The sequence below is a fragment of the Agrobacterium leguminum genome (assembly GCF_015704895.1).
Classification (GTDB): domain Bacteria; phylum Pseudomonadota; class Alphaproteobacteria; order Rhizobiales; family Rhizobiaceae; genus Agrobacterium; species Agrobacterium leguminum.
Genome location: NZ_JADQWB010000002.1, coordinates 1 through 25299, shown reverse-complemented (window position 1 = coordinate 25299; position 25299 = coordinate 1). Strand labels below are relative to the sequence as shown.

The following is a 25299-nucleotide window of genomic DNA, read 5'->3' as shown; positions in this document are numbered from 1 at the left end:
GCCCGCAATTCGTTTCGTCACGCTTGGGGAGAGCGTGACGGGTTCAAGCAAAACGAGCGGAGGGGCAGCATGAAACTCTTATCGATGAAGCGTGCATTCGGCGCGAGCGTCACGCAACCTTGGTGATGTGTGAGCCTTTGCCACACGCCGCCCGGCAAAAACCATTTGGCTAAAATCGCTTGCGCTGGTATTGTCCGCCCAACGAAACCTTATGAAAGCCAGCAGCATAGCGTCTACGCTTGTGCGCGGCGAAATGGACAAGACAGTGATCGACCCCGGAAACGGCCCAAAGCCGTCGGAACAAGGGGCGTCGGTGGCGAACAAAGGGAAAGCGAAGCGATCCCGTCGTGGCAAGAAACACAAGCGTGACGGTCAGCCCCGTGACGCTGCTGTGCTGTCGCATGATGTTGCCGCGGATGTTCCGGCCGGTTCCTCCTATGTATCGGCTCTCGAGCCGGATGCCGAGCCGCGCAAGAGAAAGCGCCGCAGGCGCTCTCGCGGCAAGGGTGCGTCTCAGCAGGCTGCCCCAGTTTCCAGCGCGCAGACGCAGGCTCCAGCCGCAACAGATGCTGCCAATCCATCCTCCGTGCCGCCGGGCGCAGGGCGAAAGTCGCGCCACCGCAAGCGTGGTCACCGCGATCCGCGCAGCCGCGATCCACAGGGCCGTCCGCTGGTTCCCACCCATGCGCCGAAACACGTCGGCAAGCAGAATGGCCGCGCCAATGGGGCCGGGCAGGAACCGCACCGGCAATCTGAAATATCCGCTCGCCACGCAGGCCGCCAGCATGAGCATGGCCAAGAGCCGCCGGCGGATATGTATGCCGCGCTCGATCTCGGCACCAATAATTGCCGGCTTCTGATCGCGCAGCCGACGCGGCCCGGCCAGTTCCGGGTCGTCGATGCCTTTTCGCGCATCGTTCGGCTGGGCGAAGGGCTGGTGTCGAGCGGCCGGCTTTCCGACGACGCCATGGATCGAGCTGTCGAGGCGCTGAAAGTCTGCTCCGCGAAACTCTCCGGTCGCCCGATCAGGCGCATGCGGCTCATCGCCACCGAGGCCTGCCGCGCTGCGTCGAATGGCGAGGAATTTCTGGCGCGTGTGACGCGGGAAACGGGCCTGAAGCTCGAAATCATCAGCCGCGAGACGGAAGCCCGCCTTGCGGTGTCTGGCTGCGCCTCTCTCGTCGGGCGCGAGGCGCGTTCGGTGGTGCTGTTCGATATCGGTGGCGGATCGTCGGAAATCGCCGTCATCAAGGTCGGGGAAAACCGCTCGAACCGGCTCGCCAACCACATCACACACTGGACCTCGTTGCCGGTCGGTGTCGTCACGCTTTCGGAACGCCATGGCGGGCGCGATGTGACGCCGGATGTCTTCGCCGCCATGGTGCGGGAAGTCGAAGGGCTGCTCGATGCCTTCCATTGCCCGCCTCTCGCGCCGCAGACCCATCACGAGGATTTTCACCTGATCGGAACCTCCGGCACGGTCACGACGCTTGCCGGCGTCCATCTCGATCTGCCACGATACGATCGCCGCAAGGTGGATGGCCTCTGGCTTTCCGATGCCGAGGTGACGGCGATGCAGGACAAGCTTCTGGCCTGGGATTTCGCGGGCCGCGCCGCCAATGCCTGCATCGGGCCTGACAGGGCCGATCTGGTTCTGGCCGGCTGCGCCATTCTCGAGGCCATTCGCCGCCGCTGGCCGGCACGCCGCATGCGCGTGGCGGATCGCGGCCTGCGCGAAGGCCTTTTGACGGATATGATGGCGGATGACGGCGCATGGCGGCGCAACCGCATTAGGCGCATGCAGATGACACGGCAGGACAGGACGGAAGGTTTGACATGAGCAAGGCGCCGACAAGCAACAACCGCACCGGCCGCAAGATCGGCCAGAAGGTCAAGAAGACCAAGCTCAAGGCCTCGTCGCGCCGCTGGCTGGAACGTCATATCAACGACCCCTATGTGCAGCGCGCCAGGCTTGAAGGCTATCGCGCCCGCGCCGCCTTCAAGCTTCTGGAAATCAACGACAAGCACCAGATCCTCAAAGGCGCGCGCCGCATCATCGATCTTGGCGCCGCGCCCGGCAGCTGGTCGCAGATCGCTTCCAAGGTGACGGATTCCACCGAGGACGATATCCGCGTCGCGGCTATCGATTTCCTCGAGATCGATCCCATTCCCGGTGTGAAAATTCTGCAGCTCGACTTCCTCGATCCGAGCGCGCCGGAAAAGCTGATGGAGGCCGTTGGCGGCACGCCCGATCTGGTGCTGTCGGACATGGCCGCGCCCACCACCGGTCACCAGAAGACCGACCATATCCGCACCATGCATCTGTGCGAAGTCGCGGCCGATTTCGCCGTTCAGGTGCTGGCGGAAGGCGGTCACTTCCTTGCCAAGACCTTCCAGGGCGGCACGGAAAAGGCATTGCTGGATATGCTGAAGAAGAACTTCAAGCAGGTTCTCCACATCAAGCCGGCGTCCTCACGTTCGGAATCGGTGGAAATGTTCCTGCTTGCCAAGCACTTCAAGGGCCGCAAGAACGAGCCGACCGACGTATCCGAAGCCGAAGAGGCTTCCGAAGACTGATCACTCCGCCGGTTGTGAGACCTTGCCGCGGTGGCCGGAGACGGCCGCCCCGGCATTGCCGTCCATGCGGATGATCGGCACGATGGCGAACAGCGATACCAGCGCCACGATGGTGAAGGCGATGTGGAAATCGGCGAGCTGCAGATGCGTGCCCGACATCATGCTGCTGACTTCCAGAATGGAGGCGGCGAAAGCCACGCCCAGCGCCAGGCTGATCTGCTGCAGCACCGACGCCATCGAGGTCGCCTGGCTGGCCTGACTGTCCTCGATATCGGAATAGCTGAGCGCGTTCGATCCGGTGAAGAAGAAGGACCGGGCAAATCCCGCTGTCACAAGGAAGATCATGATCAGCGGATAGGGCGTTTCCGGGGTGAAGAAGCTGTTGGCGAGCGTGGTGCAGGCGCCGACGATGCCGGCCCCGATCAGTGTCGAGCGGAATCCGGTTGCCGCAAACACTCGCTTGGCCATGAATTTCGTGGTGATCGCGCCGATTGCGCCGGCAAAGGTGATCATGCCCGACTGGAACGGATTAAGCCCGAAACCGATCTGCAGCATCAGCGGCATCAGGAAGGGTATGGCGCCCGTGGAAATGCGGAAAACGGTGCCGCCGACGGAAGCCGCCCGGAAGGTCGCGTTCTGGAAAATGCGAAAATCCAGAATGGGGGCAGGGTGGCGCGCGGCGTGGCGCAGATAAAGAAAACCGCAGATGAAACCGATGATCGTCGAGGCGATGCCGATGGCCGGCGGCAGCGCCGGCAGGCTGACGACGGAGAGGCCGAACACCACGCCGGAGGCGGCGATGCCTGACAGCACGAAGCCCTTGCCATCCATCGGCGGCGGGTTGGTGGTTTCGATTTCGGGCAGGAAGATTGTCGAGAGCCAGATGCCGATGACGCCGATCGGCACATTGATCAGGAAAATCCAGTGCCATGAAAAATAGGTGGTGATGAAGCCGCCGATAGGCGGGCCGGTCAGCGGTCCCACCAGCCCCGGAATTGTCAGCAGCGCCATTGCGGAGACGAGTTCGCTGCGCTTGGTCGTGCGCAAAAGCACGAGGCGGCCAACGGGCGTCATCATCGCCCCGCCCATGCCCTGCAGGAAACGCGAAAGCACGAATTCGAACACCGAGGACGACACCGCGCAGCAGATCGACCCCACCACGAAGACGCCGATGGCGAAACGGAAGATTTTCTTCGCGCCGTATTTGTCGGCCATCCAGCCGCTGATCGGAATGAAGATCGCCAGCGCCACCATATAGGCCGTCAATGCGAGCTTGAGCGTGATCGGGCCGACATGAAGGTCGGCGGCAATTGCCGGCAGCGAGGTGGCGATGACGGTGGAGTCCATCTGCTCCATGAAGAGAGCGACTGCCAGGATGAGGGGAATGATGCGGTTCATGAGGCTGCCTGCGGCTTTCCGCTGCGACAAAGGATATCGCCGTTCCTCCTACGCCTGATAAGCGGGCTTGCCAACACGTTAATTATCAATTTCTCAAGTTCCGATCAAACCTGCGTGAGGCCGGTTTTCTTGCAACTTTATCGCTCTATTGTCCGTTGGCATGGTTCAGTTGGCGATATCGGGAGAAAGATGATGACCCAATCCTTGAGCATGAGCAGACGCGGCCTCATCGGTGCGGCGGGCGCAAGCGTTCTCGGTGCGCCGCTGTTGATGGCGCGCACGGCAACGGCCCAGACCAACCAGCCGCAAACCTCCATGGAGATAGAACACGCGATGCCGCCTGAAACCAATCGCTTCAAGCTCGGCAATTTCGAAGTGCTGGTGGTGAAGGATGGCGCGCGCGCGGCCCCCAATCCCGGCGAGACCTTCGGCACCGACCAGTCGGCGGAGACGGTCGGAAAATTGCTGGAAGACAATTTTCTGCCGAAGGAGCAATTCGTCAATTCCTTCTCGCCGGTCCTCGTCAATACCGGCACGGATCTCGTGCTGTTCGATACCGGTTTCGGCGAAGCCGGGCGCGGTGCGGGCAATGGCCGGTTGATCGAAGGCATGGCGGCCGCCGGTTATACGCCGGAAGATGTGACCGTGGTGGTGCTGACCCACATGCATGGCGACCATATCGGTGGGCTGATGGAAAAGGGCGATCCGGCTTTTTCCAAGGCGCGCTACGTGTTCGGCCAGGCGGAATATGATTTCTGGACGGATGAGAAACGCATTGGCACGCCTGCGGAAGGCGGTCACAAGGGCGTTCTCACGAACGTCAAGCCGCTGGCGGAAAAGGCGACCTTCATTGGCGACGGCGCCAGTGTCGTATCCGGGATCACCGGCGTGGCAGCCTTCGGTCATTCGCCGGGTCACATGATCTTCCTTGTCGAATCGGAAGGCAAACAACTCATCCTGACGGCGGATACGGCCAACCATTTCGTCCTTTCCCTGCAGAAGCCAGACTGGGAGGTGAAGTTCGACATGGACAAGGCGGCAGCCGCCGCGACCCGCAAGAAGGTCTATGACATGATCGCCACCGACCGTTTGCCTTTCCTTGGGTATCACATGCCTTTCCCGGCGGTCGGTTACGCGGAAAAGCTGGATACCGGCTATCGTTTCGTGCCGAAATCCTATCAGTTCGACATCTGATATCTGCTGCAATGCAGCAACAGAAAAAGCCCGGAAGCCGATTCCGGGTTTTTTCTATTCCCTTCCTGTCATGAACGTGTTACCAGCCCTCGCCAACTTCCAAGCAATCCTTGCAGGGCGCCGGGGTGAACTTTTCGTTCCGGAACGGCCACGCATTTTCAGTATGAAGGAATTTGGTCATGGCACGCATCATTCAAACACCCACTGGTTTGGACGCTCTCACATTTGACGATGTGTTGCTGCAACCCGGACATTCCGAAGTCATGCCGGGACAGACGAATATCGCCACCCGCATCGCCCGCGATATCGATCTCAACCTGCCGATCCTCTCTTCCGCCATGGATACGGTTACCGAAGGCCGCCTCGCCATCGCCATGGCCCAGGCCGGCGGCATCGGCGTCATCCACCGCAACCTGACCCCCATCGAGCAGGCCGAAGAAGTGCGGCAGGTGAAGAAGTTCGAAAGCGGCATGGTCGTCAACCCGGTCACCATCGGCCCGGATGCAACGCTCGCTGAAGCACAGGCGCTGATGAAGGCGCATGGCATTTCCGGTATTCCGGTCGTGGAAAACGGCGGTTCCGGCGGCCACAAGAACGGCCGTCTCGTTGGCATTCTGACCAATCGCGACGTGCGCTTCGCCTCCGATCCGCAGCAGAAGATCTACGAACTGATGACCCGCGAAAACCTGGTCACGGTCAAGGAAAGCAGCGTCGATCAGCAGGAAGCGCGCCGCCTGCTGCACAAGCACCGCATCGAAAAGCTGCTGGTTGTGGACGCCAAGGGCAATTGCGTCGGCCTGATCACCGTCAAGGATATCGAGAAGTCGCAGCTGAACCCCAACGCCACCAAGGATGCGCAGGGCCGCCTTCGCGCCGCTGCCGCCATCAGCGTCGGTGCTGACGCCATCGAGCGCGCCGAGCGCCTCATCGATGCCGGTGTCGACCTTCTGGTCGTCGATACCGCGCATGGCCATTCGCAGCGCGTGCTGGATGCCGTTTCGCAGGTCAAGAAGATGTCGAACTCGGTTCGCATCATCGCCGGCAATGTCGCCACCGCCGACGGCACCAAGGCGCTGATCGATGCCGGCGCCGATGGCGTCAAGGTCGGTATCGGCCCCGGCTCCATCTGCACCACCCGCATCGTCGCCGGCGTCGGCGTTCCGCAGCTTGCGGCCATCATGTCGTCGGTTGAAGTCGCCAATGCGGCTGATATCCCCGTCATCGCCGATGGCGGCATCAAGTTCTCGGGCGATCTGGCCAAGGCAATCGCCGCCGGCGCTTCCGCCGTCATGATCGGCTCGCTGCTGGCCGGCACGGATGAAAGCCCGGGCGAAGTGTTCCTCTACCAGGGCCGTTCCTTCAAGGCCTATCGCGGCATGGGTTCCGTTGGCGCCATGGCGCGCGGCTCGGCAGACCGTTATTTCCAGGCGGAAGTGCGCGACACGCTGAAGCTCGTTCCGGAAGGCATCGAAGGTCAGGTTCCCTATAAGGGTCCGGTCTCCGGCGTCCTGCACCAGCTGGCAGGTGGCCTGAAGGCCGCCATGGGTTATGTCGGCGGCGGCAACATCAAGGAATTCCAGGAGCGCGCCACCTTCGTTCGCATCTCCAGCGCGGGCCTGCGCGAAAGCCACGCCCATGACGTGACGATCACCCGCGAAAGCCCGAACTACCCCGGCGCGGTTTGATCTTTCGAGGCGAATCCGTAAAAGGATACTGAGTATTTGGCGCTCCCCGATTCATGCCGGATCGGGGAGCGTTTTCATGATTGGAGAAGAAAGCATGTCACCCACGACCGCAATGTTCTGGCCGATGATCGCCCATGTCTTTCTGGTCTTCTGGCTTTACGGGCTTCTGATCGTTCGGCGCAACAAGTACACCTTCAAGGATCGCGAATCGGCGATCAAGCTGCGCGACCGGGGCGAGGAGGCGCGCGAAAGCCATCTGGTGAACCGCAACATCGCCAATCAGTTCGAACTGCCGGTGCTGTTTCACATCGCCTGCCTGCTGCTCTACATCACGGATGCGGACAATATCGTCACCGTCGTTCTGGCATGGCTGTTCGTGCTCTCGCGTTATGCCCATTCCTATGTCCACGTCACCAGCAACCGCCTGCGTCAGCGTGGCGCATTGTTCGGCATCGGCTTTGCGCTGGTCGTCTGCCTGTGGGCATGGCTCGCCATATGGTTGGCGCTGGAGTAAATCAGCACCGTGAGGTTGCCTCATAAGTGAGACAATCCCGCCTTGCAAAATGCTCCGATTTGCGATGGGTCAATTCCATGACGCCCCATCCCCGTTAATCTCTGCCTCGCCGTCGAGGATTTCAGGCGAGCAGAGATTAGGGAGTATGTCATGGCTAAGACAATGAAGGCAGCCGTCGTCCGCGCGTTTGGAAAACCGCTGACCATCGAGGAAGTGGCGATACCGGATCCCGGCCCCGGTGAAATTCTCATCAACTACAAGGCGACGGGCATTTGCCACACGGACCTGCACGCCGCAACGGGTGATTGGCCGGTCAAACCCAACCCGCCCTTCATCCCCGGCCATGAAGGCGTCGGTTATGTCGCCAAGATTGGCGCAGGCGTCACCGGCATCAAGGAAGGCGATCGCGCCGGCACGCCGTGGCTCTACACCGCCTGCGGCTGCTGCATTCCGTGCCGCACGGGCTGGGAAACGCTTTGCCCGAGCCAGAAGAATTCCGGCTATTCCGTCAATGGCAGCTTTGCCGAATACGGCCTCGCCGATCCGAAATTCGTTGGCCGCCTGCCGGATAATCTCGATTTCGGCCCGGCCGCACCGGTGCTCTGCGCCGGCGTCACCGTCTATAAGGGCCTCAAGGAAACCGAAGTCAGGCCCGGTGAGTGGGTGGTCATTTCAGGCATTGGCGGGCTTGGTCACATGGCCGTGCAATATGCCAAGGCCATGGGCATGCATGTCGTTGCCGCCGATATTTTTGACGACAAGCTGGCGCTTGCGAAAAAACTCGGAGCCGATGTCGTCGTCAATGGTCGCGCGCCTGACGCGGTGGAGCAGGTGCAGAAGGCGACCGGCGGTGTCCACGGCGCGCTGGTGACGGCGGTGTCGCCCAAGGCCATGGAGCAGGCTTACGGTTTCCTGCGCTCCAAGGGCACCATGGCGCTTGTCGGCCTGCCGCCGGGCTTCATCTCCATTCCGGTGTTCGACACGGTGCTGAAGCGCATCACGGTGCGCGGCTCCATCGTCGGCACGCGACAGGATCTGGAGGAAGCGCTGACCTTCGCCGGCGAAGGCAAGGTGGCGGCCCACTTCTCCTGGGACAAGCTCGAAAACATCAACGATATTTTCCACCGCATGGAAGAAGGCAAGATCGACGGCCGTATCGTCGTGGACCTCGCCGCCTGATGTGAAAACTGGCTGGCGGCGCTCACGCAAATGTGTGACGCCGCTTGCCCCCGCCTCGTTCCCCGCGGGGCGATCTGCGCTATCCTTCCGCATCCGTGCGTTCAAGGAGGATAGAGCGATGGACAAGCCCAAGATCACGCAGGCCATGATCGACGCTTACGATGAATATACCCATCTCAGCCTCGATCGCCGCAAATTCATGGAAAAACTCACCGTGCTGGCCGGGTCGGGCGCTGCGGCGGCGGCCATCGCCCCGCTTCTTTCGGCCAACAGCGCCCGTGCGGCGGTCATCGCGGCCGATGACGACAGGATCGTCGTCGAGGAAGTGACCTATCCCGCCCCCGGCGGTGAGATGAAGGGTTACCTCGTTACGCCGAAATCCGTTTCCGGCCCCATCGGCTCCGTCATCGTCATCCACGAAAACCGTGGTCTGAACGACCATATTCGCGACGTGGCAAGACGGGTGGCGCTCCCCGGTTTCAGGGCGCTTGCCGTCGATTTCCTCTCACCGCAGGGCGGCACGCCCGCCGATGAGGAGAAGGCGCGGCAGATGTTCAGCGGTCTCGACATGGATGCGACCGTCGCCAATGCCGAAGCGGGCCGGGTATGGCTTGCGGCGCGGCAGGGGGCAAATGGCAAGGTCGGTGCAGTCGGTTTCTGCTGGGGCGGCGGGCTGGTCAACCGTTTCGCCACCAAATCGGCAGGTTTGAATGCCGGCGTCGCCTATTACGGCCAGCAGGCCCCGGCGGCCGATGTACCGGCCATCAAGGCGCCGCTGCTTTTGCACTATGCGGGCCTCGATGAGCGCATCAATGCCGGCATCGACGCCTATAAGAAGGCGCTGGAGGAAAACGGCAAGACCTTTGAAATCTTCGTCTATGACGGCGTCAACCACGCTTTCAACAATGACACGTCCTCGGCGCGCTACGACAAGGCGGCTGCCGATCTCGCCTGGGGCCGGACGACGGAGTTTTTCAAGAAGTATCTGGCGTGATGGGGGTTTTGGGCGGGCATTGTCTGCAAACCGGAGGTGCGTGGGGCTTCACCCCCCTCTGCCCCTCAAGGGGGGAGATCGATCTGCGGCGATGTCTCGTCCATCTTGAAGATTGAGAATGAAGCGACAAGAGGGCCTCTTGCCGATCTCCCCCCTTGAGGGGGAGATGCCCGGCAGGGCAGAGGGGGGTGAAGCCCCACGCACCTCTGGTCCGCTGATCTAAACGCCCCCAGCCCCGCGCTTCAAATGCTCGTCGAGCCTCGGCATGATCTCCACGAAATTGCAGGGCAGGTGGCGATAATCGAGCTGGGCTTTCAGAATGCCGTCCCACGCATCCTTGCACGCACCCGGCGAGCCGGGCAGCACGAAGATGAAGGTTGCGTTCGCCACGCCGCCGGTCGCGCGTGACTGGATGGTGGCGGTGCCGATTTTGTCATAGGAGATGCGGTGGAAGAGGGCGGAAAACCCATCCATGCGCTTTTCGAACAGCGGCTCCAGCGCTTCCGGCGTCACGTCGCGGCCGGTAAAACCGGTGCCGCCGGTGGTGATCACCACATCCACGCCTTCAGCGAGCGTCCAGTCGCGCACCGTGCCGGCAATCGCTGCTTTGTCATCGGGCACGATGGCGCGGGCCGCGAGCCTGTGGCCCGCTTCCTCCAGCCTTGCGACGAGCGTATCGCCGGATTTGTCGTTCTCCAGTGTGCGGCTGTCCGAAACGGTCAAAACCGCAATGCCAAGGGGAATGAAGGGTCTTTCGCCTGCCATGGCCTTATCCTCGAATGCCGGGAGCATCGGACCGAAAAGTGTATTGCGGTTTTCGGAAAATCCGATGCTCAAACAAAACTGGGAGCGGCGGGCCCGCCGCTCTAATCCTCAAATGGTCCGCGTCGCCTGAAAATACCAGCCGGGGCGCTTCTTCCGAAGCGATGTTTCCGCTTTCCTGGCCGCTTCAAGGGAATGAAAAATCCCGAAACAGGTTGCCCCTGAACCGGACATGCGCACAAGCGCAGCCCCCTCCTGCGACAGCAACCCAATGATTTCCCCGATCTCCGGCAGAAGCGCCTGAGCCGGCGGTTGCAGATCGTTACGGCTTTGGGCGAGAAAATCCATCCAGCCGATTGTCGCAGAGGCGGGCAGGGGCGGATTGGTCTTGTTCTGCAATCGCCGGAAAATCTCCGGCGTCGAGACGGCCTTCAGCGGATTGGCCAGAACCATCGCCAGTTCCGGCAGATCGGTGAGCGGTTCGATGTCCTCGCCGATGCCGCGCGCGATCAGGGATCGGCTCTCAAGGCACATCGGCACATCCGCCCCGAGCGTGAGCGCCGTGGATGCAAGCGTATCCGGTGCGATCCCGGCACGCCAGTGTCGCAAAAGCCCCCGCAGCGTCGCCGCCGCATCCGCCGAGCCGCCGCCGATACCGGAAGCCACCGGCAGGTTCTTTTCAAGATGAATGGCGACCGGGGGTGCCGGTTGACCTGTCGATGTGAGCGCATCGCGCAACAGGTCCCTGGTGCGGGTGACGAGGTTATCGCCGCCATCGCCCGCGCGCAAAAGATTGCCGAAAGGGCCTGAGATGGAGAAACTGTCGGCATCGGCGTCGCGAATACGGATCGTGTCGCCGGCTTCGGTAAAGGTCACCAGCGTTTCGAGCAGGTGATACCCATCCGCTCGCTGGCCGGTCACATGCAGCGCCAGATTGATCTTGGCCGGGGCCGCCTCGATGGTCTCGGTGGCCCCGGAAACCTCATGCCCGCGCATGCGGCGTCAGGATTTCTTGTCCGGAGTGGCAGCCGGTGCCGGTGCCGGAGGAGCCGGCGGCACCGGCGCGACTTCCTTCTTGGCGGTATTTTCGGCATCCTTTTCCACCGGCGGCAGGCCGTTGGCGATCTTTTCCTTCACCTTGGCCTTGTCCACGTCGTCGCTGTCGCCGATCAATGCGCGGTTCCACTGATAGACCGCCTCGATCTTGCGGCCGACCCGCCAATAGGCGTCGCCCAGATGGTCGTTGATGGTCGGATCGCCGGCTTTCAGTTCGATCGCCCGCTCCAGCTCGGTCACGGCTTCATCGAAAGCGCCGAGGCGATAATGCGCCCAGCCGAGCGAATCGACGATATAGCCGTCATTCGGCCGAAGCTCGACAGCGCGGCTGATCATCTTCATGCCTTCATCGAGATTGATGCCCTTGTCCACCCAGGAATAACCCAGATAGTTCAGAACCTGCGGCTGTTCCGGGTTCAGCTCCAGCGCCCGCTTGAAATTCGGTTCGGCCTTGTCCCATTCCTTCAGCCGCTCATAGGCGATGCCGCGCTGGAAGAAGACGGACCAGTCGGATTTCTGCGGCACGGAGCCGATGACCTCGATGGCCTTGTCGTAGTTCTCGGCCATGGCCTTGTAGTCCTTGGCGTCCGAAAGCACGCTGCCATAGGCGAGATAGGAACGAATGTCCTTCGGATCGGATTCGAGCAGGGATTTGAGATGCTTGCGCGCTTCATCCACCTTGCCGGTCTGCGCAAGCGTCAGTCCGAGCTGTAGCTCGGAGATGCGATACATCGGCGAATCCTTCGGCACTTCGCGATAGAAGGCAATGGCGCGGTCAGGCTGTTTCAGCGCTTCGGAGAGGCCGCCGAGAAGGATGAGCGTATCCGGGCTCTTCGGATCGAGCGCGCGCGACGTCTGCAGATAAAGCGTCACGATCTCTTCGGCGCCTTCGCGGTTCAGCGCGCCGGCGATGGAGAACATGACGCTGGCGGCACCCTCCACGGCATTGGTGATCTGCTGTTCCGGCTTTTCACCGTTTTCGATGGATTGCCGAAGCGCCTTCAGCGGCGCGTAATTCGGTGCGAAAGTGTCTCCGACTGCAATCGCATCCAGCGCCTTCTGCTTGTTGCCGGCGGAAGCCTCCAGCCGGGCAAGCGCCATCACCGCGCGCATATAGGTATCGGAGGCGGTTGCCCCGCCTTCGCGGTCCGTCACCGCTTCGTTCAGGCTCTTGCGGGCAGCCTCGTTATTGCCGGAAACAAGGGCGATGGCCGCCGCATTGTATTTCTGGAAGATCGAAATCCAGCCCGGGCCCTTCATATTGTTGACCAGCGCCAGCGCTTCCTTCGGCTTGCCGGAGCCGGCACGCGCCCATGCCGTCAAAAGCGTGTTGACCATGCGGTCGAGATCGTTCGGGCCGGTATATTTCAGGATCTTCTCGGCCTTGGCGAATTCCTTGTCCTTGATGGCGTCGAGACCGCGCACGATGGTCGTCACGCGCTCCACCGAGGTATCGTCCTTCATCGAATCGGCGATCTTGGCGCCGGCCTCGAAATTGCCGCTCAGAAGTTCGGCGATCATCAGCCGCTGGCGGATTTCCGTATTGGCGGGATCGAATTCCAGCGCCTTTTTGTAAAGCGAAATCGCGGTGGGATAATCCTGATCGACATCGGCATTGCGCCCGGCGAGAAAGGCGCCGGAGAAGGTGTTCACCTTGCCGGGATCGAACGTGACGGCCTTGTCTTCCGGTGTCGCCTTCGTCTCCGCAAAGCCGGGGCTTGCACCCGCGCCGATTGCGAGAGCAGCGGCAAGAGCCGCGCTGCAGAGAAGACGGAGTGCTGGTTTACGCCGCATGAGGGAACCTTTGCCTTTGTGCAGAAGCACGGAAAAATCAGTTTCCATTGTTGGTCACGATAGAATGGCTTTTTTGAAGCAACGCCGCAAGAAATTATGGCCCCGGCCACAATCACACCTTGCGGAGAAGCTGGCCCGGAACCCTGGGCGGATGGTCTTTTCCATCCGCCTTTCGCCCGGCCTGCGGCGTCAGTTCAGACGCTCGATGCAGAAGTCGATCACTTCCAGAAGCGCATCTTTCCAGGGGCTCTGCGGCAGCGGTGCGAGCGCATCGCGGGCGATGGTGCCGTAGTGCGTGGCACGGCCGATCGTATCGCCAAGACCGTTGTATTTGGTGATCAGGCCCAGCGCCTTTTCAAGGTTCTCGTCGCTGCTTTCACCCTTTTCGATGGCGTTGCGCCAGAAGGCGCGCTCATCCTGCGTGCCGCGACGATAGGAGAGGATGACCGGCAGCGTGATCTTGCCTTCGCGGAAATCGTCGCCGGTATTCTTGCCGAGATCGGCGGACTTGCCGCCGTAGTCCAGCACATCGTCGACCAGCTGGAAGGCAAGGCCGAGATTCATGCCGTAGGATTTCAGCGCGCTGCGGGTCGCCTTGTTGGTCTTGGCGACGATGGGGCCGACTTCCGCCGCCGCCGCGAAAAGGGCGGCCGTCTTGGCGCGAATCACCTGCAGATAATCGTCTTCCGTCGTTTCCATGTTCTTGGCGACCGAAAGCTGCAGCACCTCGCCCTCGGCGATCACCGAGGCGGCGGTGGACAGCACGTCGAGCGCATCGAGAGAGCCGACGTCCACCATCATGCGGAACGCCTGGCCGAGCAGGAAGTCGCCGACGAGAACGCTCGCCTGGTTGCCCCAGATGGTGCGGGCGGTGGATTTGCCGCGGCGCAGATCGCTTTCATCCACCACATCGTCATGCAGAAGCGTTGCCGTGTGCATGAATTCGACGCTGGTGGCGAGCTTGATATGGTTGTCGCCCTCGTAACCGAACATCGAGGCGGAGGCGAGCGTCAGCATCGGCCGCAGGCGCTTGCCGCCGGAAGAGATGAGGTGGTTGGCCACCTCGGGTATCATCTGGACATCGGAACCGGCCTTGGAAAGGATAAGCTGGTTCACCCGTTCCATGTCGGGGCGGGTCAGGTCGACAAGCGGCTTGACGGATGCGAGTTTGTTTTTGCTTTCTTCAAGCGGTATGACGACGCCCAAGGGACAGGACTCCAGTTCGAATTTGAATTCGACAATAAAAACTGACGCCTTGCGCGGCAAGGGGCGAATTGCCGCTAGCCATTCAAAAAGATGGGAATTTAAGGTCTATCCATGCGTGAACTGATCCGTACCAACGATGCCGTGCTGCTCTCCTTCGCCGAAAGCCTGATGAAGGATGCCGGCATCCATTGCCTCATCGCCGATCAGGCGATGAGCATTCTGGAAGGATCGCTCGGTCTTTTGCCGCGAAGGTTTCTGGTGGAGGAAGATCGGGCCGATCAGGCTCGCCGCATTCTCATCGATGCCGGACTCGGCGACGAGTTGCGCAACGAAGAGGCTTGAACGGCGGTGGGCGACGGGATTTCCGAAACGATCGATGCCTTTCACCGGGGCCGGTTTCACATCCTCCAGCCGAAGGGCAGGGGACACCGGGCCGGCATGGACGCCATGCTTCTGGCGTCATTGGTGGCAGATGAGCGTGCCTGCCGGATAGCCGATCTCGGCGCGGGCGCGGGAGCTGCGGGCATGGCGGTTGCCGCGCGGCTCGAAAAGGCCGAGGTGACGCTGTACGAACGCTCGCCGGAAATGGCGAAATTTGCCCGCCGCAGCCTCGAACTGCCTGAGAATGCCGCTTTTTCTGCCCGCGTCAGCGTGCGTGAAGCCGATGTGACCCTACGGGCGAAAGCACGCGCCGAAGCGGGGTTGCCCGATGATTACTTCCACCATGTCATCATGAACCCGCCCTATAACGATGCGGGCGACCGTCGCACGCCGGATGCCCTGAAGGCCGAAGCGCATGCCATGACCGATGGCCTGTTCGAAGACTGGATCAGGACCGCAGGCGCAATCATGGTGCCGGGCGGGCAGCTTTCCCTGATTTCAAGGCCGCAATCGGTGGCGGAGATCATCGCCGCCTGCGGCAGCCGTTTCGGCGGTCTCGAAATCACCCTCATTCATCCGCGCCCTGGCGAGGATGCGGTGCGCATGCTCGTCACCGCCATCAAGGGTTCGCGGGCGCGGCTGTCGTTCCGCGCGCCGCTCATCATGCATGAGACCGGCAGCCATGCCTTCACCCCATTCGTGGATGACCTGAACAATGGCCGCGCCGCCTATTCGCGTAATGTAAGGGCAATCCGGCCCGCGTCATAAATATCGCCGTTCCGCCGGCCGCAAACCATTGTGTTTTCCGGGGCGATACATACATCCCTGACGAACGGATAAATGCTGCGAGGATTGAGTTGTGGGTTTTCTGAAGTATCTGGTGCCGAAACGCTTTCGTAAAAAAGAGCTCGTCATCCCGGTGGTGCGCATGCACGGCGCGATCATGGCCGGCGGCAACCAGTTCCGCCCCGCCCTCAATCTCGCCTCCTATGCGCCGCTTCTGGAAAAGGCCTTCGCCGTCAAGGATGCCCCGGCCGTCGCCATTTCGCTCAACTCGCCCGGCGGTTCGCCGGTGCAGGCGCGGATGATCTATAACCGCATCCGCCAGCTCGCCGAGGAAAAGGAAAAGAAAGTCCTGATCTTCGTGGAGGACGTTGCAGCTTCCGGCGGCTACATGATCGCGCTTGCCGGCGACGAGATCATCGCCGATCCCACTTCCATCGTCGGTTCGATCGGCGTCGTTTCCGGCGGTTTCGGTTTTCCGGAAATGCTGAAGAAGATCGGCGTGGAGCGCCGTGTCTATACGGCCGGCGAGAACAAGGTCATCCTCGATCCTTTCCAGCCGGAAAAGGAAGGCGATATCGATTACCTGAAGTCGCTTCAGGTCGAAATCCACAATGTTTTCATTGATATGGTCAAGATGCGCCGCGGCTCGAAACTGAAGGGTGACGAGGCGATCTTCTCCGGCCTGTTCTGGACCGGCATGCGCGGCCTCGACCTCGGCCTGATCGACGGGCTGGGCGACATGCGCGAGGTTCTGCGCCGCCGTTACGGCGAGAAGGTCAAGCTCCAGCTCGTCAGCGGCGGGCGCACTTTGTTCGGCAAAAAGGTGCCGGGCGTCAATGCTGCTCTGGACGTGAATGCCGAAAGGCTGGCCGCCGGTGCGGTATCGGGGCTTGCGGAGGTCGCCGAAGAAAAGGCATTGTGGTCGCGTTTCGGTCTATGATGTCTCGGGAATAAAGCCTTATGGCGCAGCTCATTACAATTCTTCTTCTGGTGGTGGGATCCGTCATCCTATACCGCCGCTTTGTCCGCGATGCGGAAAAGCTCTCGGCGAAATCGAAACAGCGCGAGAAGGAACGCGAGACCGGCGCCATCGGCACGCTGATCAAGGACCCGGAAACCGGCGAATACCGCGTGAAGCGCGAGGATGAGACATAATTTTTCTGTAACGCAGAATTTGCTATAGTCGCTTTCGAGTAAGGAGACCGTCATGCGTGTCACGAAATGGGGCGATAGTCTTGCGGTCCGCATTCCGGCGGATGTCGCGGAAGCCTTGCACATAAAGGAGGGCGACGAGGTGGATGTTTCTGTGCCGACACAGGAACCGTCTGCTTCTATTTCGCAGGAAGAGCGCGAAAAGATACTGTCGTATATTCGCGCTCAGCGTTGGCAGCTCCCGCCCGGGTGGAAATTCGACCGCGAAGAGGCAAATGAGCGTTGAGCCATTTGCCCTTTCTCGATACGAATATCTTTATCTATGCCTTTCTGGATGACGAACGGTCATCCAAGGCCCAAGAGATCGTTTCGAAACCTTATGTGACGAGCGTTCAGGCATTCAATGAATTTGCCAGTGTAGTCCGGCGGAAGTGGCCTCAAAAATGGGGCGAAATCCGCAGATCGCTGGATGGTCTCCGTCGAATGGCTGTGACAGTCGTTGAACTCGATGTGCAGTTAAATGCGAGCGCCGTCGATCTTGTCGATAAATATAACTTCGCCTTCTATGATGCATTGATGGTAGCAGCAGCCCTGGAGGCTGAAAGCACCGTATTCCTCTCGGAAGACATGCATGACGGTCTTACCGTTGACGGGCGAATGAAGATCGTCAACCCGTTCACTGCCCGTCTCCACGCATAAAACCTTGACCCTCACGCCATGCCGTGGCACCAGTCCGCATCCGAAGTAAGTCAATGCTTACTTGTCCTCCTAACGCCGCGATGACTGCAATGACCGATGTTCCCGACCATATGAACCCGAAGCGTTCCTTTCAGGCGCTGATCCTGACGCTGCATAATTACTGGGCCGACAAGGGCTGCGCGGTGCTGCAGCCCTACGATATGGAAGTGGGCGCGGGCACGTTTCATCCGGCGACGACGCTGCGCGCGCTTGGTCCCAAGCCATGGAAGGCGGCCTATGTGCAGCCCTCGCGCCGCCCGTCCGACGGCCGTTACGGTGAAAACCCCAACCGCCTGCAGCATTATTATCAGTATCAGGTCATTCTGAAGCCCAACCCTTCCAACCTGCAGGAACTCTATCTCGGTTCGCTGAAGGCGATCGGCCTCGATCCGCTGCTGCATGACGTGCGTTTCGTCGAAGACGACTGGGAAAGCCCGACGCTCGGCGCCTGGGGTCTCGGCTGGGAATGCTGGTGCGACGGCATGGAAGTGTCGCAGTTCACCTATTTCCAGCAGGTTTGCGGCATCGAGTGCTCGCCGGTCGCTGGCGAGTTGACCTATGGTCTGGAGCGTCTCGCCATGTATGTTCAGGGCGTCGACAATGTCTATGACCTGAACTTCAACGGACGCGAGGGCGAAGAGAAGATTTCCTATGGCGACGTTTTCCTGCAGGCCGAGCAGGAATATTCCCGCCATAACTTCGAATTCGCCGACACCGCCATGCTGCATCGCCATTTCATCGACGCCGAAAAGGAATGCCAGGCGCTTCTCGCCGCCGGTGCGCCCGGTGATAATGACAATCAGCGCCTGCACAAATGCGTGTTCCCGGCCTATGACCAGTGCATCAAGGCCAGCCACGTCTTCAACCTTCTGGATGCACGCGGCGTAATTTCGGTCACGGAACGCCAGAGCTATATCCTGCGCGTGCGCACGCTGGCGAAAGCCTGCGGCGAAGCCTTCCTGCTGACGGATGCGGGCGGGCTGAACTGGAACAGGGCCGCCTGATTTTTGAAGGCAGATTCAAGCCGAAGCTTCTAATGAATTTGAAAGGCCGTTCTTGACGGCCTTTTATTTTGTGTTGATTGGTTATGTGAAACATCGTGATGGATTTGATTATGAATATTAGAAGCTTAGTTTTTTTGCCTGTATTGATGCTTGCATGTTTCCTCGGCAACGCTGCGGCTGCCGAAACGACTGAATGGATGAGCGGCAATGATGCCTTTCGCCGAGCAGACAAGCTGCGTAGTTTCGGAATGATCGTCACCCGCATGGATTGCAAGGACAGCGGCCAACGGACGCTCGATGTCGGTAGCGCGCTTGTCCGCATGCACTACACGCAAAACTCGAAAATGCTCGACTGGAGAATAGACGGCTGGAATCATCTGGGTGAGAACAAGGACTATTGGGCCGAACGCGGCTACAGGCTTGCCTCACACACCGTTTTTGTAAGGAAAACATCCGGTCTGCGATTATACTGCACCGTCTACAATAAATGACGCGCAGCACTGGTCGCGGTTTTATCCTCTCGGCAAAAACGGACAGAATGAGCGAAGCCCCATGACTTTGCGGCGATGAGCGGCTATCGTGCGCGCAACGAAGCTGGGAATCGCAATTCATGTTCATCACGCTGGCAATCATCGCGGCAATCGCGCTTTATGTCGTTTTCATCTATAACGGCCTCGTCAAGGCGCGGCAGATGAAGGAAGAGGCGTGGTCGGGCATCGACGTGCAGCTGAAGCGCCGCGCCGATCTCATCCCCAACCTCATCGAGACCGTGAAGGGTTACGCGGCGCATGAAAAGAGCACCTTCGAGGAGGTGATCGCCATGCGTAACCGGGCGCAGGCCGTGCCGGCAGGCGATGTCGAGGGCCGCGCCCAGGCGGAAGGGCTGCTGTCGCAGGCGCTCGGTAAACTCTTCGCGCTTGCCGAAGCCTATCCCGATCTCAAGGCCAATACGAACTTTCTGGAATTGCAGCGTTCGCTGGAGACCATCGAAGGCGAAATGCAGATGTCGCGCCGTTATTACAATGGCGCCGCCCGCGATCTCAACGTCAAGGTGGAAAGCTTCCCCTCCAATCTGGTTGCAGGCCAGTTCGGCTTTGCCAAGGCGCCCTATTTCGAGATCGAGAACCCGGCCGACCGCGCCGTGCCGACCGTGAAATTCTAAGCGCACTGTTCCCCCGGCGGCTTAAGACCTCCCGTTCAAATTCCGATAATCCGGCCCCGCGCCGCATTCTTTGACAAGACGATAATCATGATCGAACTGACCATCACCCCGCCCGGCCATCCGCTTTCCGGCAAGGTCGAGCCGCCCGGCTCCAAATCCATCACCAATCGTGCGCTTCTCCTGGCCGGTCTTGCCAAGGGCAAAAGCCGCCTGACCGGCGCACTGAAAAGCGACGACACGCTTTATATGGCCGAAGCCCTGCGCGAGATGGGCGTCAAGGTCACCGAGCCTGATGCCACCACCTTTGTGGTGGAAGGCACGGGTGTATTGCAGCAGCCGGAAAAGCCGCTTTTCCTCGGCAATGCAGGCACCGCCACACGCTTCCTCACTGCGGCTGCCGCGCTTGTGGATGGCGCCGTCATCATCGATGGCGACGAGCACATGCGCAAACGCCCGATCATGCCGCTGGTGGAGGCCCTGCGCTCCCTCGGTGTCGAGGCGGAAGCGCCGACCGGCTGCCCGCCCGTCACCGTCTGCGGCAAGGGCACAGGGTTCCCGAAGGGCAGCGTCACCATCGATGCCAACCTCTCCAGCCAATATGTGTCGGCACTTTTGATGGCGGCCGCCTGCGGCGACAAGCCTGTCGATATCGTCCTCAAGGGTGAGGAAATCGGCGCCAAGGGCTATATCGACCTCACCACATCAGCCATGGAAGCCTTCGGCGCTAAGGTGGAGCGGGTCAGCAACGCGATCTGGCGCGTGCATCCGACGGGTTATACGGCCACCGATTTCCACATCGAGCCGGATGCCTCCGCCGCCACCTATCTCTGGGGTGCAGAGCTTCTGACCGGCGGCGCAATCGATATCGGCACGCCCGCCGATAAGTTCACCCAGCCGGACGCCAAGGCCTACGACGTCATGGCCAAGTTTCCGCACCTGCCCGCCGAAATCGACGGTTCGCAGATGCAGGACGCCATTCCGACCATCGCGGTTCTGGCCGCCTTCAACGAGACGCCGGTGCGTTTCGTCGGCATCGCCAATCTGCGCGTCAAGGAATGCGACCGTATCCGCGCCGTCTCGCTCGGCCTCAACGAAATCCGTGACGGTCTGGCGCATGAGGAGGGCGACGACCTGATCGTACATGCCGATCCGGCTCTTTCGGGCCAGACGGTCAAGGCCTCCATCGACACTTTTGCCGACCACCGCATCGCCATGAGCTTTGCGCTGGCGGCGCTGAAGATCGGCGGCATTGCCATCCAGAATCCGGCCTGCGTCGGCAAGACCTATCCCGGTTACTGGAAAGCGCTCGCCTCGCTGGGCGTCGACTACACCGAAAAGGAAAGCGCTGCCGAGCCGCAGCACTGAGCCATTGAGGAGGGACCGCCCGTGAAGACCATCGCCGCAAGACTTCTCGCGCTGTTCGTCTTCCTGGGCGCGGCCTTCCCGGCCTTTGCGGAGGAATTCATCCGCTCCTACCATTCCGTCGTCGAGGTTGCGGCGGATGGCAAGCTGACGGTGACGGAAACCATCACCGCCCGGGCCGAAGGCCAGAACATCAAACGCGGCATCTTCCGCGATTTCCCGCTTTATGCGCTGGATGCGAATAACCGCCGCACCAAGGTGGATTTCAACGTCGTTTCGGTGGAGCGCGATGGCGCGCCGGAAAACTGGCGCACCGAAACTATCGATGGCGGCATCCGCATCTATACCGGCAGCGCCGACCGCTTTCTGCCGACCGGCGAGCATATCTTCCAGATCACCTACACCACCGCCCGGCAGATCCGCTATTTCAGCGATTATGACGAGCTGACCTGGAATGTCACCGGCAATGGCTGGCAATTCCCCATGGGCGAGATTTCCGCCACCATCACTCTGCCGCAGGGCGTCAGGGCCACGGATACGGCCGTCTTCACCGGTCCTCTGGGTGCGAAGGGCAAGGATGCGCGCATTCTGAACGAAGGTAACGAGGTATTCTTCGCCTCCACCCGCCCCTTCACGGTGGGCGAGGGCATGACGGTCGCCGTCAAGCTGCCCAAGGGCGCGATTGCCGCACCGGACACCTCGCAGGAGGCGGGCTGGTGGCTGCGGGATAATCTCGCCATTCTGCTTTCGGGCGGCGGGCTTTTCGCCGTGCTGCTCTATTACCTGCGCGCCTGGTTCGCCGTCGGCCGCGATCCGGCGAAGGGCGTGGTCGTGCCGCGCTGGGATGCGCCGGAGGGGCTTTCTCCAGCTCTGGTCAATTACGTCGATAACAGGGGCTTTTCCGGTGCCGGCTGGACGGCGCTCTCTGCCTCGGCCCTTGATCTTGCGGTGAAGGGTTATGTCGTTCTGGAAGACCTGAAGAATTCGATCGTAATTCGTCGCACCGAAAAGGCAACCGCCGCCGATCTGCCGACCGGCCAGAAGACGCTGCTTTCCTCCATCGGCGGCTCGGGCGAGACGCTGACTATCGACAAGGCCCATGGGGCGGAGGTGGAAAAAGTTGGAAAACAGTTCCGCGCGGCGATAGAAAAAGAACATCGCGGCAAATATTACCGCAGCAATGCCGGTTACACCGTCTTCGGCATCTTCCTCAGCATCGCCCTCATCGTCGCGACGTTGATCTTCGGCGATCTGGATGAAAGCGCCATTGCCGCCGTCCTCGTCTTCGGCTTTTTCGCCTTCTTCTTCAGCATCCTGTCGATCGGCATCGGCCGCCAATTCTCGCGCGGCGCGCCGTTGCGCAAGCGTATCGGCGGCATCGTCATGCTGGCCTTTGCCGGTTTCGTGGCCTTTTCCGCCATTGGCGGCATCGCCACGCAAATCCTGCTGGATGTGACGCATGACACCAAGTCGCTGGCGCTGGCCGCCATTGGTGGCATCGTGCTGACCAACGCGCTGTTCCTGTTCCTGATGGGCGCGCCGACGCCGCTCGGCCGCAAGCTGATGGATGGCATCGAAGGGCTCCGAACCTATCTGACGCTGGCGGAAAAGGACCGGATGAACATGGCCGGCGCGCCGGCCATGTCGCCGCAGCATTTCGAGACGTTGCTACCCTATGCCGTGGCGCTTGGCGTCGAAAAACCGTGGAGCCGCACCTTCGAGGCCTGGCTTGCCACGGCTGCCGCCGGTGCCGCTGCTGCAAGTTATGCGCCCGGCTGGTATGCGGGCAGCAATTACGGAACCTTTGGCGACAGGATCGGCGGCTTTTCCACCTCCATGGCGAACACTATCGCCTCGACCATTCCCCAGCCTGTCAGCTCGTCCGGCTCCAGCTTTTCGGGCGGTGGCGGCGGCGGTTTTTCCGGCTCCGGCGGCGGCGGTGGTGGTGGTGGCGGCTGGTAACGCCCGCCGGCGGTAATTTAACCGAATGCCTTGGTGACTTTTGCCGCGTTGCTTGCTAAGCCGACCTGTCGTTTTTCACGGCATACATCGTCCGACAAAAGATACAAAGATAAAGTCCTTATCCCATGCCCGATCTTCTGCTTGAACTCCGCTCCGAGGAAATCCCTGCCCGCATGCAGCGCAAGGCGGCGGGCGATCTGAAGAAACTCGTCACCGATGCCTTGGTGGAGAGAGGGCTGACCTATGAGGGTGCGCGCGAATATTGGACGCCGCGCCGCCTGACGCTGGATATTCGCGGCCTCAACGCCCGCTCCGCCGATGTGCGTGAAGAAAAGAAGGGCCCGCGCACCGACGCCAATGAAAAGGCCATCGAAGGCTTTCTGCGCGGCGCCGGCCTCAACGATATTTCCGAGGCTCAGGTCGTTTCCGATCCGAAGAAGGGCGATTTCTACATCGCCATCATCAACAAGCCCGGCCGTCCGGCGGAAGAGATCATCGCCGAGGTGATGCCCGGCATCATCCGTTCCTTCCCCTGGCCGAAATCCATGCGCTCCGGCCCGGCCTCCATGCCGAAGGGTTCGAGCTATGCCGGCATCGAAGGCAAGGGCTCGGAAAGCCTGCGCTGGGTGCGGCCGCTGCAATCCATCGTCTGCCTGTTCGGCCCCGAACATGACGAAACCCAGGTCATTCCTTTCGTGATCGACGGCATCGTCGCCGGCAACGTCACCTATGGCCATCGTTTCCATGCGCCGGGCCCGATCACCGTGCGCCGTTTCGAGGATTATGTCTCGAGCCTCGAAAAGGCGAAGGTCATTCTCGATGCCGAGCGCCGCAAGGATATCATCCTGCACGACGCCAAGGATCTCGCTTTCGCCAACGGTCTCGAACTGGTGGAAGATGAAGGCCTGCTGGAAGAAGTCTCCGGCCTCGTCGAATGGCCGCAGGTGCTGATGGGCACCTTCGAGGAAGATTACCTGCAGATCCCTGCGGAAATCATTCGCCTCACCATCAAGACCAACCAGAAGTGTTTCGTCACCCGCAATCAGGGTGCGGAAGAAGGTCTTTCCAACCGCTTCATCCTGATCTCGAACATCGAGGCGAGCGATGGCGGCAAGGAAATCATCCATGGCAACGGCAAGGTCGTGCGCGCCCGCCTGTCGGATGCCCGCCACTTCTGGAACCGCGACCAGGGCGATCTGCCCGATCTCGAAACGCTGAAAGATTCGGCTGCGAAATTCGGCCTCGATCTCAAGAAGCCGCTCGATCAGCGCATGGCGAAGCTCGATGCGCTGAACGTCACCTTCCATGCCAAGCTCGGCACGCAGGGTGAGCGCGTGGCCCGTATTCGCGAACTGGCCAAGGCGCTGGCTCCGGTTGTCGGCGCCGATGCCGATCTGGTGGACCGCGCCGTGGTGCTGGCCAAGGCCGACCTGCGCACCGAAGCCGTCGGCGAATTCCCCGAGCTTCAGGGCTTGATGGGCCGCAAATATGCGACGCTGCAGGGCGAAAACGAAAGCGTCGCCGCCGCCATCGAAGACCATTACAAGCCGCAGGGTCCCTCCGACCGCCTGCCGGCCGACAAGGTGGCGATCACGGTCGCTCTGGCCGACAAGCTCGATACACTCGTTGGTTTCTGGGCCATCGACGAGAAGCCGACCGGCTCCAAGGATCCCTTCGCGCTGCGCCGTGCGGCGCTGGGCGTGGTGCGCATTCTGCTTGAGAAGAACGTGCGGCTTCCGCTGCTGAGCGTTGCAAAGGACCCGGACCTTCTCTCCTTCTTCCATGATCGCCTGAAAGTCTATCTGCGCGACCTCGGCGCGCGTTACGATCTGATCGACGCTGTCCTGACGCCGGAATCCGACGATCTGCTTATGATCGCCCGCCGTGTCGAGGCGCTCACCGCCTTCATCACCGGCGAGGATGGCCGCAACCTTCTCGCAGGCGCCAAGCGCGCCACCCAGCTTCTGGCTGCCGAGGAAAAGAAGGGGACCGTGGTGGCCGATGGCGTCTCGGAAGAGCTGTTGAAGCTCGATGCCGAAAAGGCGCTTTATGCGGCGATCAAGACCGCCTCTGCCGACGCTGCGAAGGCTGTTGCGGGCGAGGATTTCCGCTCCGCCATGCAGGCGCTCTCCACACTTCGTGCTCCTGTCGACAAGTTCTTTGAGGATGTGCTCGTTAATGACGAGGATGCGGCCATCCGTGCAAACCGTCTGGCGCTGCTGAAGGCTATTCGCGAAGCCACCGGAACGGTTGCGGATTTCTCGAAGATTACGGGGTGAGGGGTTTCGGGGTGGCCAGGTATGTCAGCGTTCTTGGTTCACCCCCCTCTGCCCTGCCGGGCATCTCCCCCTCAAGGGGGGAGATCGGCAAGACGCCCTCTTGTCGCTTCATTC

Annotated in this window: 24 protein-coding genes; 19 read left to right on the top strand and 5 right to left on the bottom strand. The window is 61.0% G+C overall.

Annotation, left to right across the window (positions count from 1 at the left end; translation table 11 throughout):
* Positions 1-211 precede the first annotated feature (211 nt).
* Positions 212-1840 carry a Ppx/GppA phosphatase family protein gene (locus I3J13_RS03080; RefSeq protein ID WP_196377985.1) on the top strand — a complete coding sequence of 543 codons (1629 nt, stop codon included), beginning with the start codon at positions 212-214 and terminating at the stop codon, positions 1838-1840.
* Positions 1837-2577: an RlmE family RNA methyltransferase gene (locus tag I3J13_RS03075; protein WP_196377984.1), complete on the top strand. Its 741-nt coding sequence runs from the start codon at positions 1837-1839 to the stop codon at positions 2575-2577. The genes I3J13_RS03080 and I3J13_RS03075 overlap by 4 nt, the downstream gene beginning before the upstream one ends.
* On the opposite strand, the gene I3J13_RS03070 is transcribed toward I3J13_RS03075, so the two are convergent.
* Positions 2578-3975 (bottom strand): MDR family MFS transporter, encoded by a 1398-nt coding sequence (locus tag I3J13_RS03070; RefSeq protein ID WP_035236057.1) that lies wholly within the window; start codon positions 3973-3975, stop codon positions 2578-2580.
* A 192-nt stretch (positions 3976-4167) separates the two neighbouring features.
* Here I3J13_RS03070 and I3J13_RS03065 point away from each other — a divergent pair, with 192 nt between their 5' ends.
* From I3J13_RS03065 to I3J13_RS03045, 5 genes are all read left to right on the top strand, one after another.
* The gene (locus I3J13_RS03065) at positions 4168-5169 is read left to right on the top strand and encodes an MBL fold metallo-hydrolase (RefSeq protein WP_196377983.1); all 1002 of its coding nucleotides are present in this window, start codon (positions 4168-4170) and stop codon (positions 5167-5169) included.
* 179 nt (positions 5170-5348) lie between these two features.
* Positions 5349-6854, top strand: a complete 1506-nt coding sequence (gene guaB / locus I3J13_RS03060; protein WP_059760667.1) for an IMP dehydrogenase — start codon at positions 5349-5351, stop codon at positions 6852-6854.
* 112 nt (positions 6855-6966) lie between these two features.
* Entirely contained in the window at positions 6967-7368 is a 402-nt protein-coding gene (locus I3J13_RS03055) for an MAPEG family protein (RefSeq protein WP_035263190.1), read from the top strand.
* Between the two features lie 150 nt (positions 7369-7518).
* The gene (adhP, locus tag I3J13_RS03050) at positions 7519-8547 is read left to right on the top strand and encodes an alcohol dehydrogenase AdhP (protein WP_004440101.1); all 1029 of its coding nucleotides are present in this window, start codon (positions 7519-7521) and stop codon (positions 8545-8547) included.
* 118 nt (positions 8548-8665) lie between these two features.
* Positions 8666-9541, top strand: coding sequence for a dienelactone hydrolase family protein (locus I3J13_RS03045; RefSeq protein ID WP_196377982.1), 876 nt, complete (start codon positions 8666-8668; stop codon positions 9539-9541).
* A 219-nt stretch (positions 9542-9760) separates the two neighbouring features.
* Here I3J13_RS03045 and moaB read toward each other — a convergent pair whose 3' ends face one another.
* The 4 genes from moaB to I3J13_RS03025 form a co-directional block, all read right to left on the bottom strand.
* On the bottom strand, positions 9761-10306 hold the full coding sequence (moaB, locus tag I3J13_RS03040; protein ID WP_137452348.1) for a molybdenum cofactor biosynthesis protein B: 546 nt from the start codon (positions 10304-10306) through the stop codon (positions 9761-9763).
* Between the two features lie 108 nt (positions 10307-10414).
* Positions 10415-11299 (bottom strand): 4-(cytidine 5'-diphospho)-2-C-methyl-D-erythritol kinase, encoded by an 885-nt coding sequence (locus tag I3J13_RS03035; RefSeq protein WP_196377981.1) that lies wholly within the window; start codon positions 11297-11299, stop codon positions 10415-10417.
* Positions 11300-11305: 6 nt separating this feature from the next.
* The gene (locus I3J13_RS03030; RefSeq protein ID WP_078051500.1) at positions 11306-13153 is read right to left on the bottom strand and encodes a tetratricopeptide repeat protein; all 1848 of its coding nucleotides are present in this window, start codon (positions 13151-13153) and stop codon (positions 11306-11308) included.
* 189 nt (positions 13154-13342) lie between these two features.
* Positions 13343-14359, bottom strand: coding sequence for a polyprenyl synthetase family protein (locus tag I3J13_RS03025; RefSeq protein ID WP_196377980.1), 1017 nt, complete (start codon positions 14357-14359; stop codon positions 13343-13345).
* A gap of 111 nt (positions 14360-14470) precedes the next feature.
* Between I3J13_RS03025 and I3J13_RS03020 the strand changes: the two genes are divergently transcribed.
* The 12 genes from I3J13_RS03020 to glyS all read left to right on the top strand — a co-directional run bounded on the left by I3J13_RS03020 (position 14471) and on the right by glyS (position 25185).
* The gene (locus I3J13_RS03020; RefSeq protein ID WP_003503261.1) at positions 14471-14701 is read left to right on the top strand and encodes a putative signal transducing protein; all 231 of its coding nucleotides are present in this window, start codon (positions 14471-14473) and stop codon (positions 14699-14701) included.
* A gap of 6 nt (positions 14702-14707) precedes the next feature.
* Positions 14708-15508, top strand: coding sequence for a methyltransferase (locus tag I3J13_RS03015; RefSeq protein ID WP_196377979.1), 801 nt, complete (start codon positions 14708-14710; stop codon positions 15506-15508).
* A 91-nt stretch (positions 15509-15599) separates the two neighbouring features.
* Positions 15600-16466 carry a S49 family peptidase gene (locus I3J13_RS03010; RefSeq protein ID WP_020813605.1) on the top strand — a complete coding sequence of 289 codons (867 nt, stop codon included), beginning with the start codon at positions 15600-15602 and terminating at the stop codon, positions 16464-16466.
* A 20-nt stretch (positions 16467-16486) separates the two neighbouring features.
* Positions 16487-16681: an NfeD family protein gene (locus I3J13_RS03005; protein WP_020813606.1), complete on the top strand. Its 195-nt coding sequence runs from the start codon at positions 16487-16489 to the stop codon at positions 16679-16681.
* Between the two features lie 52 nt (positions 16682-16733).
* Entirely contained in the window at positions 16734-16964 is a 231-nt protein-coding gene (locus tag I3J13_RS03000) for an AbrB/MazE/SpoVT family DNA-binding domain-containing protein (protein WP_020813607.1), read from the top strand.
* Positions 16961-17377, top strand: coding sequence for a PIN domain-containing protein (locus I3J13_RS02995; RefSeq protein ID WP_020813608.1), 417 nt, complete (start codon positions 16961-16963; stop codon positions 17375-17377). The genes I3J13_RS03000 and I3J13_RS02995 overlap by 4 nt, the downstream gene beginning before the upstream one ends.
* 80 nt (positions 17378-17457) lie before the next feature.
* Complete coding sequence (locus I3J13_RS02990) at positions 17458-18420, top strand: glycine--tRNA ligase subunit alpha (RefSeq protein ID WP_020813609.1); 963 nt, start codon at positions 17458-17460, stop codon at positions 18418-18420.
* 110 nt (positions 18421-18530) lie between these two features.
* Positions 18531-18911 carry a hypothetical protein gene (locus I3J13_RS02985; protein ID WP_236000807.1) on the top strand — a complete coding sequence of 127 codons (381 nt, stop codon included), beginning with the start codon at positions 18531-18533 and terminating at the stop codon, positions 18909-18911.
* Between the two features lie 119 nt (positions 18912-19030).
* Entirely contained in the window at positions 19031-19582 is a 552-nt protein-coding gene (locus I3J13_RS02980) for a LemA family protein (protein WP_196377978.1), read from the top strand.
* Between the two features lie 87 nt (positions 19583-19669).
* Positions 19670-20947 carry a 3-phosphoshikimate 1-carboxyvinyltransferase gene (gene aroA / locus I3J13_RS02975; RefSeq protein WP_196377977.1) on the top strand — a complete coding sequence of 426 codons (1278 nt, stop codon included), beginning with the start codon at positions 19670-19672 and terminating at the stop codon, positions 20945-20947.
* Between the two features lie 21 nt (positions 20948-20968).
* Positions 20969-22906 carry a DUF2207 family protein gene (locus I3J13_RS02970; protein ID WP_196377976.1) on the top strand — a complete coding sequence of 646 codons (1938 nt, stop codon included), beginning with the start codon at positions 20969-20971 and terminating at the stop codon, positions 22904-22906.
* A 125-nt stretch (positions 22907-23031) separates the two neighbouring features.
* A complete protein-coding gene (gene glyS / locus I3J13_RS02965) occupies positions 23032-25185 on the top strand; it encodes a glycine--tRNA ligase subunit beta (protein WP_196377975.1) in 2154 nt (717 codons plus the stop codon).
* Positions 25186-25299 lie beyond the last annotated feature (114 nt).